At 69.3% G+C, this 13,877-nt stretch carries 11 protein-coding genes; 9 read left to right on the top strand and 2 right to left on the bottom strand.

Translation table 11 applies throughout. The features are described 5' to 3' along the window. The first annotated feature begins 52 nt into the window (after positions 1-52). From ACGFNU_RS40785 to ACGFNU_RS40745, 9 genes are all read left to right on the top strand, one after another. A complete protein-coding gene (locus ACGFNU_RS40785) occupies positions 53-1,645 on the top strand; it encodes an ABC transporter substrate-binding protein (protein WP_392601974.1) in 1,593 nt (530 codons plus the stop codon). Positions 1,646-1,651: 6 nt separating this feature from the next. Beyond that, the gene (locus ACGFNU_RS40780; protein ID WP_392601973.1) at positions 1,652-2,608 is read left to right on the top strand and encodes an ABC transporter permease; all 957 of its coding nucleotides are present in this window, start codon (positions 1,652-1,654) and stop codon (positions 2,606-2,608) included. Beyond that, entirely contained in the window at positions 2,605-3,474 is an 870-nt protein-coding gene (locus ACGFNU_RS40775) for an ABC transporter permease (protein WP_392601972.1), read from the top strand. The genes ACGFNU_RS40780 and ACGFNU_RS40775 overlap by 4 nt, the downstream gene beginning before the upstream one ends. A 26-nt stretch (positions 3,475-3,500) precedes the next feature. After that, positions 3,501-4,517, top strand: coding sequence for an ABC transporter ATP-binding protein (locus ACGFNU_RS40770; protein ID WP_392601971.1), 1,017 nt, complete (start codon positions 3,501-3,503; stop codon positions 4,515-4,517). Then, entirely contained in the window at positions 4,510-5,346 is an 837-nt protein-coding gene (locus ACGFNU_RS40765; RefSeq protein ID WP_392601970.1) for an ABC transporter ATP-binding protein, read from the top strand. Before ACGFNU_RS40770 ends, ACGFNU_RS40765 begins: the two co-directional genes overlap by 8 nt. Further along, a complete protein-coding gene (locus ACGFNU_RS40760) occupies positions 5,343-7,454 on the top strand; it encodes a hydantoinase/oxoprolinase family protein (protein ID WP_392601969.1) in 2,112 nt (703 codons plus the stop codon). The genes ACGFNU_RS40765 and ACGFNU_RS40760 overlap by 4 nt, the downstream gene beginning before the upstream one ends. Positions 7,455-7,512: 58 nt before the next feature. Continuing rightward, positions 7,513-8,982 carry a hypothetical protein gene (locus ACGFNU_RS40755; RefSeq protein WP_392601968.1) on the top strand — a complete coding sequence of 490 codons (1,470 nt, stop codon included), beginning with the start codon at positions 7,513-7,515 and terminating at the stop codon, positions 8,980-8,982. A gap of 181 nt (positions 8,983-9,163) precedes the next feature. After that, positions 9,164-10,945: a hydantoinase B/oxoprolinase family protein gene (locus ACGFNU_RS40750; RefSeq protein ID WP_392601967.1), complete on the top strand. Its 1,782-nt coding sequence runs from the start codon at positions 9,164-9,166 to the stop codon at positions 10,943-10,945. Next, positions 10,942-11,742, top strand: a complete 801-nt coding sequence (locus ACGFNU_RS40745; RefSeq protein WP_392601966.1) for an IclR family transcriptional regulator — start codon at positions 10,942-10,944, stop codon at positions 11,740-11,742. Before ACGFNU_RS40750 ends, ACGFNU_RS40745 begins: the two co-directional genes overlap by 4 nt. A gap of 185 nt (positions 11,743-11,927) precedes the next feature. On the opposite strand, the gene ACGFNU_RS40740 is transcribed toward ACGFNU_RS40745, so the two are convergent. Next, positions 11,928-12,854 carry a nitrilase-related carbon-nitrogen hydrolase gene (locus ACGFNU_RS40740; RefSeq protein ID WP_392601965.1) on the bottom strand — a complete coding sequence of 309 codons (927 nt, stop codon included), beginning with the start codon at positions 12,852-12,854 and terminating at the stop codon, positions 11,928-11,930. Beyond that, entirely contained in the window at positions 12,851-13,867 is a 1,017-nt protein-coding gene (locus tag ACGFNU_RS40735; protein WP_392601964.1) for an agmatine/peptidylarginine deiminase, read from the bottom strand. Before ACGFNU_RS40735 ends, ACGFNU_RS40740 begins: the two co-directional genes overlap by 4 nt. Between the last annotated feature and the right edge of the window lie 10 nt (positions 13,868-13,877).

The raw sequence follows: 13,877 nt of genomic DNA, 5'->3' as shown, positions 1-13,877 counted from the left end.
TACAGGAGGGCTGACGATGGTACGCAGGCGTGGAGTGCTGGTCCTTGGCTGTGTGGCAGCGGCACTCGTGGCCACCGGCTGCGGCGGAGGGAACGACTCCGGCGGGACTGGTGGCCGGATCGAGCTGGTCAGCGCGCTTCCTCGGGCCACGCAGCGCGTGGACCTCGTGAAGTGGGCGCTTCCCTTCGGCGAGCCGTTGACCCTGGATCCCACCAAGGCCTTCGGCGAGTCGGAGGAGACGGTGGTGTCCAATCTCTGCGAGGGCCTGCTGCGTATCGGGCCGGACTTCTCCGTGCGCCCCGGGCTCGCCACCAGCGCCGACTGGACCGACGCGACGACGTTCGTCATCAAGCTCCGTAGCGGGGTGAGGTTCTGGGACGGGACGCCGATGACCGCCGACGACGTGGTCCATTCGATGGAACGCAACGTGGACCCGAAGGTCCAGGGCGCGTACGGCGCCGTCTACCGGAGGGTCGAGAGTTTCCGGAAGACCGGGCCGCTGCAGGTGACCGTGAAGTTCAAGCAGCACGACGCGCAGTTCCGGAACGCGATCGCCTCCCATGGGGGCGCGGTGGTCCAGAAGGCCTTCGCCGCCAAGGCCGGGAAGGGTTTCGGCACGCCGGCGGGCGGGGTGATGTGCACCGGCCCGTACAGGCTCGTGAAGTGGTCTCCGGGTGACAAGATCACGGTCGCCGGGAATGACGGCTACTGGGGCGGCGCACCGAAGGTGGGAACGCTCGACTTCCGCTTCATCACCGACAGTTCGACGTTGACCAGCGCCTTGCTGGCGGGGGAGGTCGACGGGACTTTCAACGCCCCCGTCGAGAGCGCGAAGGCGTTCACGAACTCAGGTCAGGGCACGCTCTGGGTCGGTCCTTCGAGTATGTTCATCGGATTCTTCCCGACGACGCCGCACGGGCCCGCGGCCGACGCGAAGGTGCGCCAGGCGCTCAATCTCGCGATCAACAAAGAGGCCTTCATCAAGAACGTCCTGCGCGGCTACGGGCAGCCGCTCAAGACGATGACGCCGCCCATCGTCTGGCAGAGCATTCCCGGACACGAGATCTACCAGAGCGCCTACGACCGCCTGCCCGGCAACGCCCACGATCTCACCAAGGCGAAGGCTCTGATCGCCGAGGCCAAGCCCTCGAAGAAGACGCTCGTCTTCGCGGCGAAGGGCGGCGACACCTTGGCGGTGCAATCCGCGACGCTCGTGCAGGCGGCGGCCCGCGAGCTCGGCTTCGACGCCAAGATCAAGACGCTCCAGCCCACCGACTTCGACGCCTTCTTCTTCGACCAGAACAAGCGCGAGTCCGTCGACTTCGTCATCTCCCCCGGGTGGATCGAGGTTCCCGGCGCGCTCTACTACGCGCCGGAGTACGCGCTCAAGACCGGATTCTTCAACTACTCGAAGTATGACAACCCCCGGGTGACCAAGCTGCTCGACGACGCCCGCGCGTCGACCGATCCGAACAAGACGGCGCAGTTGTTCAGCGAGGCGCAGGCGATCTTCGCGCCGGACCAGCTCATGGCCACGATCGCGACCAACTACTCGCGGGTCTTCCTGAACAAGCGCCTCACCGGCGTCACCACGTCCTCGGCGTTCCTGACCTCGCCTTGGGCGGCCTCTCTGGGCGGGAAGTAGGTAGTGATGGCCACGGTGATGTTGTTCACGGCACGGCGGCTCGCCGGTGTTCTGGCGACGCTGCTGGTCACCAGTGTCGCGATCTTCGGTGCGCTGGCGGTCGCACCGGGCGACCCGGCGGCGGCCCTGGCCGGTGGGACGCTTCCCAACGCGGCCACGCTCGCGGCGATTCGCGCCGAGTACCACCTCGACGATCCGTTCTGGACGCAGTACTGGCACTGGCTCTCAGGATTGCTGAGCGGCGATCTCGGTACGTCGGTGGTCTATCGCAGTGACGTCTCCAGCCTTCTCGCGGGCCGCACGGTCAACACTCTGATGCTCGTCTGCTACGCCGGTCTGCTGATCGTGGGATTCGGTGTCGGAGCCGGCGTCCTGGCAGCGCTGCGCGGCGGGCGGGTCAACACCGGCATCACGGTCGGCACCACCGTCGCGATGGGCGTGCCCACGTTCGTGCTGGCCATCGTGCTGATCTGGATCTTCGCGACCCGGCTGTCCTGGTTCCCGATCTACGGTTCCGGTGACACGTTCACCGGCAAGCTCCGGCACCTCACTCTCCCCGCGATCGCGCTCAGCTTCAGCTACATCGCCTATGTCGCGCGGATCACGCGCGCCGCGGTCGTCGCCGAGCTCCACTCCGAGCACGTGGACACGGCACGCGGCCGGGGCCTGCCCCATCGCACCATCATCCGCCACCACGTCCTGCGCAACGCCGCGGGGCCCATCACCACCATCTCAGGGACGATGATCGCCAGCCTGGTGGCGGGCACGGCGGTCGCCGAGGCGGCGTTCGGCGTCAACGGACTCGGCTCGCTCCTGATCCAGAGCGCCCTGCGCCAGGACCTCGCGGTCGTGCAGATCCTGTCGATGTTCATGGTCGGCGTGTTCGTCGCGGTGAACACGCTCGTGGACGTGGTGAACGTCGCGCTCGATCCCCGGCTCGCGAAGGGAGGCCGGACCGCATGAGCGCCGCACAGGTGATGATGAGGCCCAGCCGAGGCGTGATCATGCGCCGGACGGCGGCGTTCGGGCCCCTCACGGCCGTGGCCGCCGGCGTCTGCGTGCTCCTGGTGCTGGTCGCCGTCTTCGGACCGGTCATCGCGCCCCACGACGCGACCGCGATCGACCCTCTCGCGATCCTCGCCCCGCCCTCTCCGGACCATTGGCTCGGGACCGACGGCACGGGCCGCGACATCCTCTCCAGGCTGATCGTCGGCACCAGGCCCAGCCTGGCGGGACCGGCACTCGTGATCGTCCTGTCCGCCCTGGGCGGCACGCTGCTGGCCATCCTCAGCGCGTGGCACGGCGGCTGGATCGATGCCGCGATCGGCCGCCTCATCGAGGTCACCTTCGCCTTTCCGGGTCTCATCCTGGCCGTCGTGGCGGCGGCCGTCTTCGGCTCGGGATTCGTGGCGCCCGTGATCGCGCTATCGATCGCCTATGTGCCGGTACTCGCCCGGGTGCTGCGGGCGGCGGCCCTGAAGGAGCGCAGCCTCCCCTACATCGACGCCCTCCGCGTCCAGGGTGTCTCGGGTTGGGTGATCTGTGTGCGGCATCTGCTGCCGAACCTCCTCCCGCTGATCGTCGTGCAGTGCGCCGTCGGCTTCGGCTACGCGATGCTCGACCTCGCGGCGATCTCCTACCTCGGGCTCGGCATCCAGCCCCCGGCGCCCGACTGGGGCGTCATGATCGCCAACGGCCAGCCGTCGATCGTCGGCGGCTACCCGCAGCAGTCGCTCTACGCCGCCATCGTCGTCGTGGTGGCGATGGTCGGCTTCAACCTCGTCGGCGAGCGGCTCGCCCGCCACTTCGACATCGAAGGCCGCGCATGAAAGAGCCAACTGAGCCAATTCTGAGCATGGACATGCTTCCGAGCGAGGATCCGCTCCTGAGGATCGACGATCTGCGGCTCGAGCTGCCGATCCAGGGGGAGATGAAGATCGCCCTCCATGGCGTCGACCTGGAGGTCCACGCGGGGGAAGCGGTCGGGCTCGTCGGTGAGTCGGGCTCGGGCAAGTCACTGACGGCACGGTCGATCATGCGCCTGCTGCCGCACGGCGCGCGGCTGCGCGGAGACATCCGGCTGGGCGGCGTCTCGGTCCCGGGCCTCGACGGCGACGGCCTTCGCCGGATGCGGGCGCGGGAGGTCGCGATGATCTTCCAGGACCCCCGCGCGCACATCAATCCGGTGCACACGATCGGCGACTACCTTACCGAGGGCCTGGTCCGGACTCGCGGCGTGAGGCGGCGCGACGCCGAAGACAAGATCGCCGGATTGTTGCGGGAGGTCGGCATCGCCGACGCCGGGCGGCGCATGCGCCAGCGACCGTGGCAGCTGTCCGGTGGCCTCCTCCAGCGGGTGATGATCGCGGGCGCGCTGGCGGCCGAGCCGCGGCTGATCCTCGCCGATGAGCCCACCACGGCGCTCGACGTCACCACGCAGGAGGAGGTGATGGCGATCCTGGACGAGCAGCGCCGCGGCCGGGCGCTCGGGCTGCTCTTCATCACCCACGACCTCGAGCTCGCCGCCGCCGTCTGCGACCGGATCGTGGTCATGTACGCGGGCAGGATCGTCGAGCAACTGCCCGCGGCCCACCTGCGCGACGCCGCGTCCCACCCGTACACCGAGGCCCTGCTCGCGGCGAGACCCAGCATCGACGAACGGCGGACGCGACTCGTCGCGATTCCGGGGCGGCCGAGCTCCGCCTTCGAAGCGGGCGACGCCTGCCCGTTCGAGGCCCGCTGCCCGCACGTCGAAGAACGCTGCCGGACCGAGCGTCCGGCCTTGCGGCCGGTCGGCGAGTCGCTCGTCGCGTGCCACTTCGCGGAGGACGTCCATGCCGCATCCGCTCCCGAGGAGCCCCTCAATGCCTGAACCCGTACTCGAGGCCCGCGGGCTCGGCAAGACCTTCCGCGTGCGCCGTGCCGACGCGCCCGGCAAGGAGGACCTGGTCGCGGTCGACGGCGTGTCGTTCTCGATACCGGCCGGTGGTTCGCTCGCGCTCGTAGGTGAATCCGGGTCGGGGAAGTCCACCTGCGCAAGGATGATCGTGGGCCTGGAGCGGCAGTCCGCCGGCGAGATCAGCGTCGTCGGCGAGCGGTGGCAGAGCGGGCGCCTGAGCACCCGCGAGCGCCGGCGCCGGGGCGGCATCGTGCAGATGGTCTTCCAAGATCCGTATCTGTCGCTCGATCGCCGCCAGCGGGTCCGGGACGCCATCGACGAGTCGTTGCGGCTCCACGCTCGCTCGCTCGGCAGGGCCGCGCGCCTCGCCCGCGTCGACGAGTTGCTCGACAAGGTCGGGCTCGACGTCCGGCAGGCCGCGGCGCTGCCCCGGGCGCTCTCGGGCGGACAACGCCAGCGGGTCGCGATCGCCCGCGCTCTCGCGGCCGAACCCCGGCTGCTGATCCTCGATGAAGCGGTCGCCGCGCTCGACGTGTCGATCCAGGCCCAGGTGCTGAACCTGCTCGCCGAGATCCGCGAGCGCACCGGCGTCGCCTTCCTCTTCATCTCTCACGACCTCGCCGCGGTACGCCAGATCTGCGACACCGCGGTCGTACTCCACCACGGGCGCGTCGTCGAGGAGGGACAGGTCGAGCAGATCATTGAGTCGCCCAAGGCGGACTACACGCAACGGCTGATCGCCTCGATCCCCCGAGCGGGGTGGCGCCCGCGCCGCAGGATCGTCGTGGCCAAGCCCGCATGAGTACCAGGCCATTCTCGAAGGGAAGCCCAATGTCGTTCACTATCGCAGTCGATGCCGGCGGCACCTTCACAGATGTCGTCGTGTCCGGTGAGGATGGGCGACTCGTGCTCGGGAAGAGCCCGACCACGCGCAACCGGATCTTCGAGGGACTCAGCGCCGGGCTGGAGATGGCGGCCGAGCAGATCGGCCTCTCGGCAGGCGCCGTCCTCGAACGCTGCGACCTGTTCGTCTACGCCACGACCCACGCCACGAACGCGATGCTGACCGGTCACGTCGCGAAGACGGCGTTCCTGACGACGTCCGGCTTTCCGGACACGCTGGTCCTGCGCCAAGGCGGGAAGCAGAGCGCGTACGACTTCACGCAGCCGTTTCCCGCTCCGTACATCCCGCGCCGGCTCACCTTCGAGATCACCGAGCGTGTCGATGCCGACGGCGGTGTGGTCACGCCCCTCGACCGGGAAGGGACACGGACGCTCCTCCGGAAACTACGCGATCGCGGGATCGAGGCGGTCGCGGTGTCCTTCATCAACTCGGTCACCAACGCCGTGCACGAGCAGGCGGTCGGCCGGTTGATCGAAGAGGTGCTGCCGGGCGTCCCGTACACCCTCTCCGCCGAGCTCAATCCGATCGTCGGAGAGTATCCGCGGTCCTCGTCGGCGGCGATCGACGCGTCGATCAAGCCGTTGATGCAGCGCCATCTTCTCGGAGTACGCGACGATCTCCGTGCCGCCGGGTTCGACGGCGAGCTGCTCGCGGCGTCGTCGTCCGGAGGGACGATGCACATCGAGGATCTCGTCGAACGTCCCATCTACACGCTCAAGTCCGGCCCGTCGCTGGCGCCGGTCGCCGCCCTCCGATACGGCTCCGCGGAGACGGGGATCGAGGACATCGTCGTCGCGGACACCGGAGGGACGAGCTTCGATGTCAGCCTCCTGCGCGGTGGACGGATCAAGTTCACGCGGGACACCTGGCTCGGGCCCAAGTACACGGGTCACCTGACCGGGCTGTCATCGGTCGACATCCGCAGCGTCGGGGCCGGCGGCGGCTCGATCGCATGGATCGATCCCGGCGGCCTGCTGCGCGTCGGACCCGAGAGCGCGGGCGCCGAGCCGGGCCCGGCGTGCTACGGCCGGGGCGGGGAACACGCGACGGTCACCGACGCGGCGGTGGTGCTCGGTTACATCGACCCCGGCTTCTTTCTCGGCGGCCGCATGAGCATCGATGTCGAGGCGGCACGCAGGGCGCTCGCCCCGCTCGCGGAGAAGCTCGGCGAATCGCTGGAGCGCACCGCGTTCGGAGTGATCACCGTGGCGAGCGAGCGGATGGTCCTGGCGATCCAGGACATCACCATCAGCGAGGGCGTCGACCCGCGGGACAGCCTCATCGTCGCCGGCGGCGGGGCCGCCGGCCTCAACATCGGGCCGATCGCCCGCGAGCTCGGTTGCCGCCGGGTGCTCATTCCACGGACATCCGGCGCGTTCAGCGCGTGCGGCGGCCAGTTCTCCGATGTCGTCTCGGAGACATGGCGCAGCCACGAATTCCTGTCGGCGGACGGGTCGGTCGATGCCGTGAACGTCGTCCTCGACGAGATCGACACCGAGCTCGACGACATCGCACAGCGGTTGCGTCAGCGCGGGTTCACCCGATTCCAGCGCCACTATCTCGTCGAGGCCCGCTACCCCGGCCAGTTCTGGGAGCTGGAGGTCGAACTGCGGTCGTCCCGGCTGAAGAGCGAGGCGGACGTGGAGTCCCTGCGGCGCGCGGTCGGCGCGGCGCACGAACGGGTCTTCGCCGTGGCCGGCGAAGGTGACGTCGAATGCCTCGTCTGGAAGGCACGACTGACCGCGGCGGTGGAACGGCGGTCGTCACGGCCGGCCGGTCTCGACGCCGCGACCACCTCCTCCCCGGAGCCTTACCGCATGAAGGAGGGCCACTTCGGTGACGGCAGGGCCTCGGAGATGCCGGTGTTCCTGGGCGACTCGCTCCTGCCAGGACACCGGATCGAAGGGCCCGCACTGATCCTTGAACCCACCACGACCATCGTCGTCTACCCCGACGCCGACGTCGAGCTGACCGGCCAGGGCCACTACATGATGCGGCTCGGCTGAGGACCTCACGCCTCGCCACCGTCACCCGCCAGCGCACCCGCCCAGAGGAGACCCCGACTTGACCACGAACCACTTCCACCCGCCGGCCTTGCACGCGAGCCGCCCGCCCCGCTGCCCGCCGTTCGTCACCGTCGACCGGCCGGCGGACCTGCTGCCCTACTTCGACGCGGTGGCCCGCCGCCCGTACAACCCGGGATTGTGGCCGGCATGGGATCTGCAAAAAGACGAACGAGTGTTGTTGCGGGTGACCAACTGGCACGACCCCTGGGTGATCGAGGCGGCCGAAGAGACGTTGCGTCGTTTCGGCACGCGCTACGAGATCCAGCATGAGGACAAGGGGCCGATCCCCAAGTGGCAGGGGCACGACGAGGTCGACTACTACCTGGCGCGCACCAAGGAACTGATGCGCTGGATGGACGAGTGGGAGGAGTGGGACGCCGCGGGCCGCTACGACAAGGTGCTGATGGGCTATGGGGGGCCGGTTCTCGCGGAGCGCAAGATCAAGATCCAGCGTATGCCGTTCATCACCCGGGAGATGGTCGCGTCGCCGGCGCACGTCTATCCGCATGAGCTGCTGACCGCGATCGACCGGTGGACGTGGGAGCGCGTGACGAAGGCTCGGCGCGTGCACCTCACCGACCCTGAAGGCACGGACATCTGGTTCACCAATCACGACGCCTACTACGACTCCGACCGCCGCTACTACGCCGATGAGTGGGTGCGCCGTTCCTATCCGCAGAACGTGGCCTACGGCCGTACCTACCTGCCTGGACACGTGTGGGGACGCCCGTCCTTCCACATCCCCCAGGAGGACGGCCACGGAGTGATCGCGGGCACGATGAACCACATCGCGCCATTTCCGCGCGTGGAGATGACCGTGGACAAGTCACGGATCGTCGCGATCGACGGCGGTGGCGAGTTCGGCGACAAACTGCGCGAGCTCAAGGCGAAGACCGACCCGTTGTCCTACCCGGGCTACGCCCAGCCGGGGATGTTGCAGTGGTGGGAGGCGTCGATCGGCACGAACCCGAAGATCCATCGCCCGCGGGACGGCTATCCCGAGGGCTACAACTGCGGCCTGTACGAGCGCATGCGCAGCGGCATCGTGCACATCGGCTTCGGCACGGTGATCTCCAGCGACTTCGAACGCCAGGCCGAACGGCTCGGGCTGCCGGTGGGGCACTTCCACGTGCACCTCAACTTCCCCACCTACCATGCCGAGATGGTCGACGGGTCGGAGGAGCTCATCATCGACGCGGGACGCCTGAAAGCCCTCGACGACCCGGCCATCCGCGCTCTCGCCGCCCGCTTCGGCGATCCCGACGAGTTGCTCGCGGAAGATTGGGTCCCGGCGATTCCCGGGCTGAACATGACCGGCGACTACATGCGCGACTATGCGGCCGACCCGATGGACTGGACGGTCACGGAGTTGCACGTGTGCCGGCGGTACCACCCGCTGTTCATGAAGATGATCGCGCCCGAGACGGACGGCGACATGGCCTCGGCGTGCGCGCACAGCGGACACTGAGCCGTCCTCCGCATTGCGGGACAAGAGCCGATCACATAGGCGCTGATCGGCTCATGAGGCCTCCGCATTGCGGAGAAGCCGCCGTCCGAGTCTTCCGTTCGGGAAACCCTCGATGGATACTGTGCGAACGGTCGTTGACTCGAGTTTCTGCTGGTCAGACGTCTTTTGGAAAGGGGGACTCGTGCGAGCCACAGATCCCATCCTGCTGGCAGTGATCGCCAATCGCTTCGAGGCGATCGTGCGGGAGATGACGCACACGCTGCAGAAGGCGGCGTATTCCACCCTCATCAGCGTCTCACGCGACTTCTCCTGCGCGATCGTCACAGGCGATCACCAGCTGCTCGCGTCCGCCGAGGGCCTGCCCGTGCAGAACTACGGTGCGGAGATCCAGACGAAGTCGATGTGCGACCTGCACTCAGACCTCCGGCCGGGGGACGCCTTCCTTCACAACGATCCTTATCTGGGCAACTCCCACGTGCCGGACCTCGGCGTGCTCGTGCCGGTCTTCGCTGAGGGGCGGCACCTGTTCACCGCGGTCGCGAAGGGCCACGTCGTCGACTCCGGAGGGCCGAATCCGGGCAGCGAGTCGATGGACGCCAGGGACACCTACAGTGAGGGAACGCTCGTTTTCCCAGCCGTCCGGGTCGAGCGCGACTACCGCGAGATCGAGGACATCACGCGGATGGCCCGCCAGCACGTGCGCTTCCCCGAGCTCTGGTACGGCGACTACCGGGCGATGCTCGGGGCCGTCCGCACGGCGGAGCGGCGCCTTGCCGAGCTGGTCGGCAAGTACGGCGCCGACCTGGTGGTGAGCGCCGCGGCCGAGTGGCTCGACTACTCGGAGCGGATGATGGCCAGCGAGGTGTGCAAGATCCCGGGCGGCCGGATCGCGGGCGAGGCGCGGCTGGATCCGCTGCCCGTCGCGCCGGACGGGATCCCGCTGCGCGTCGAGATCACGGTCGACGAGCAGGCCGGCCATATCGACGTGGATCTGCGGGACAACATCGACTGCCTGCCGGCGGGAATCAACGCCTCGGTGGCCGCCACGCTGAGCGCGGTCATGCAGGGCGTCTTCAGCGTCGTCGATCCGGGTGTGCCGCACAACGCCGGATCCTTCCGGCGGGTACGGATCCACCTGCGGGAGAACTGCATCGTCGGCATCCCCCGGTTCCCGGCGTCGTGCTCGATGGCGACGTCGATTCCCACGAGCCGGCTGATCAACCTGGTCCAATCGACGTTCTCGCAGCTGGGTGAGGGATGGGGGGTCGCCGAGGGTGGCGTCGACCTCGGCGCCTCCTACCCCGGGATCACCGGTTTCGATCCGCGGCGCGGTGTGGATTACCACGCGTTCTTCCCGGTCGGCAACAACGGGGGACCGGCCTCGCCGCACGCCGACGGCTGGGTGACGTACACGATTCCCTGCGTCGCCGGCCTGTTGTACCGCAACAGCGTCGAGAGCGATGAGCGGCGGTTCCCGGTGCGGTTCCGCGCGCTGCGGATCGTCCCGGGGAGCGGCGGTCCGGGGCGATTCCGCGGGGGCCCCACGGTGGAGGCGGCCTTCGGTCCCACCCTGGCCCCGATGTCCGTCTCGTCGTTGTCGGACGGCTACGAGACCCCGGCGCACGGCGTGCGCGGGGGAGCGGCCGGAAGCCTGGCGGCCAGCTACAAGGTCGATCTGGACGGCGACAGGGAACAGCTCCCACCGGCCTTCGACGTCGAGCTCGCACCTGGTGAGCACGTGATCGGCTACGCCTGCGGTGGTGGCGGTTATGGAGATCCGCTGGAGCGCGATCCGCAGGCGGTGCTCGAGGACGTCGAGGAGCGCTGGGTGCCGTTCGAGGACGCCCTCGACGTCTACGGTGTCGTGCTGAGCCCGCGGGAGGACGAGCGGTACGAGGTCGACGTACCGGCGACGTCGGACCTGCGACGGCGTCGCCGTCCGCTGAGTGCCACGGCCCGATGATGGACGCGGAGGCCGGCGCCGGCGAGCCCGCTCGTGACTCTCGTGACCGCAACTCGGTCGCCTCGGTCGAGAAGGCCATGGCGTTGCTCGTCGAACTGGCGCGCGCCGGCCGCCCGCTCCCGCCCTCCCGGCTGGCCGCGCTCTCGGGCATCAGCCAGACGGGGGTGTACCGCCTGCTTCGCGCCTTGGAGAAGACGCGGGCGGTCGAGCACCTGCCGAGCGGTGAGTACGTGCTCGGGTTCCTCGCGCACGAGCTGGCCGCCGCTTTCGACGGCCACGCGCGGGTCAAGCTGGCCGCCGCCGGCGCGATGCTCGAGCTGCGCGAGATGTGCGGCGGCGAGACCGTGGGCTTGTACGTGCGGGTCAATATCTCGCAGTTCGCCTGCATCGAGACGCTGCCGGGGCACGCTCCCATTCGCCACGCGGAGCTCCTCTACCGCCCGATCCCGATCGTGCGCGGTGGCACGAGCCTGGTGCTGCTCGCCGACACCTGGAACCACTACGGCCAGGCATTCGTCGAGCGCTATCTCTCCGGCCTGCGCGGAGACCTGAGACCGCAGCCGTGCAGTACGCACCTGGAGATGATCGAACGGGTGCGTGATCAGGGTTACGCGATATCGCACGGCCAGCGTGTCCCCGGGCTGAGCTCCATCTCGGCTCCGTTGCGGGGCAAGTTCGACCAGGTGCTCGCCATCCTCACCCTGTCGGCCCCGACGACGCGCCTCAACGGCGCCGCCGTCAACGCGTGGCGCCCGAAGGTCGTGACGGCCGCGCGTGAGGTGGCCGCGAGCCTGTAGTCCCGCCTGCGAGGAGGGACCTACCGGCTGCTGTGACCCGCGGTCGCGCCGCGCGCCACCCGCTCCGCGCGGCCCTCGGCCACGACACCTTCTGATCTTGGTCCAGATGAACCGGCGGGGATGGGTGTTCCAGTCGGCGACGCGTGGAGGTGCGGATGTCCGCTCGCGCGGCGCGGTCGTCCTCCCTAACTGTTGGTGAGGGTTCGGTAGGTGTCGGGGCGGCGGGTCTGGAGGAAGGGGAAGAGGGTCAGCCAGTCGCGGCGTTGGTCGAGGTCGAGTGCCGCGATCAGGACGGCGTCGCCCGCTCGGGGGGCCTCGGCGAGGATCCGTCCGTAGGGGTCGGAGATGAAGGAGTGGCCGTAGAAGGTGATCAGGCCTTCCTGGCCCCAGCGGTTGGGGACGACCATGAAGGTGCCGTTGGCGATGCCGTTGCCGACGATGACCTGCCGCCACAGCGGTGCGGTGTCGAAATCGGGGTGGTCGGGTTCCGAGCCGATCGCGGTCGGGTAGGCGATGATGTCCGCCCCGGCGAGCGAGTAGGCCCGGGCCACCTCGGGAAACCACTCGTCCCAGCAGGTCGGCATGCCGATCTGTGCACGCCCGGCCAGGTCCACGGGCTGGTAGGCCTCGGGGGAGGCGGGGCCGGGCCGGAAGTAGTGGTCCTCGTAGTATCCGGCGGTCCGCGGGATATGGGTCTTGCGGCGGCGGCCGACCAGCGTGCCGTCCGGTGCGACGAGGATCGCGGTGTTGAAGCCCAGGCCGTCGGTGCCGGGGCTGCGTTCGAAGAGTGACGCGTGGACGTGGATGCCGGTCTCGAGGGCGGCGTCGCGGGCGAAGGTGCGGGTCGGGCCGGTCTCGATGTCCTCCGCGGTGGCGGTGGCGTCGCCGTTGGGCCGGGTGTCGGCCGGGTAGCGGGAGAGGGTCAGCTCGGGCAGGAAGACGGCCTTGGCCCCAGCGCCCGCGGCGGCACGGATGCCGTCGAGAAGGGTCTGCTTGTGCTCTGCGGGGTCGGGGTGCCAGCTGGTCTGCACGACCGCGACGGTGAGGGTGCCGCGTTGCGGCGGGTCGACACGGGCCGGTGACTCGGCGGGCTGCGCGATGATGAGTTTCATCGTGTCTCCTGGAGAGGTTGTTGCTGGGTGACGCAGTGGACGCCGCCGCCGAAGCGGAAGATGTCGCGGGCATCGACCAGGACGATCTCGCGGCCCGGATAGGCGAGGCTCAGCACCCGGGCGGCGTCGGCGTCGCGTGGGTCGTCGAAGGCGCACAGCACGACCACTCCGTTGGCGACGTAATGGTTGACGTAGGAGTAGTCGACCAGCTCCCCGTCCACCTCGGTGACCGTGGGCGCGAGCAGCTCGATCACCTCCAGGCGCCTGCCACGGGCGTCGGTGGCGGCACGGAGGATCTCGGCGGCCTCCTGGCTCACTTCATGATCGGGGTGGCCCGAGTCTGGCTGTGTGTGCACGACGACGCTGCCGGGGCGGGTGAACGCGGCGACGATGTCGACGTGCCCGCGCGTGCCGTACTCGCCATAGTCCGCGGTCAGGCCCCGGGGGAGCCAGATCGCGGTGCTGGTGCCGAGACGGGCGTGCACCTCCGCCTCCACCTGCTCGCGCGACCAGCCGGGATTGCGGTCGGGGTCGAGCTGGACGGTCTCGGTGAGCAGCACCGTCCCGGCGCCGTCGACGTGGAGGCCGCCGCCTTCCTGGACCAGTGGCGAGCCGATGTGCGGCACGCCGGCCAGGCCGGCGACCCGCCGGGCCACGTGCCGGTCCGCATCCCATTTCGCCCAGGACTGTGCGCCCCAGCCGTTGAAGGTCCAGTCGACCGCGCGTATGCCGCCGTCCGCTGCATGGACGAAGCTGGGGCCGCTGTCGCGCAGCCACGCGTCGTCGAGAGGCACCTCGACCGTGGCGATCCGCGGGTCCAGAAGATCGGTGCGGTCACCCGGATTGATCAGCATGGTCACGGGCTCGTGGCGCACGATGGTGTTGGCGACCGCCGCCCAGGCGGCGCGGGCGGCGGCGAGTTCGGAGGCGTCGCCGAACGTGTCGTTCGAGGTGGGCCAGGCCATCCAGGTACGGGCGTGCCGTGCCCACTCGGCGGGCATACGGTCGCTCACATCCACGGTC

It is taken from the genome of Spirillospora sp. NPDC048911 (genome assembly GCF_043198015.1).
In the GTDB taxonomy this organism is placed as follows: Bacteria; Actinomycetota; Actinomycetes; order Streptosporangiales; family Streptosporangiaceae; genus Spirillospora.
The sequence above is the reverse complement of the archived record's forward strand: the minus strand, read 5'-3'. Positions and strand labels throughout refer to the sequence as shown.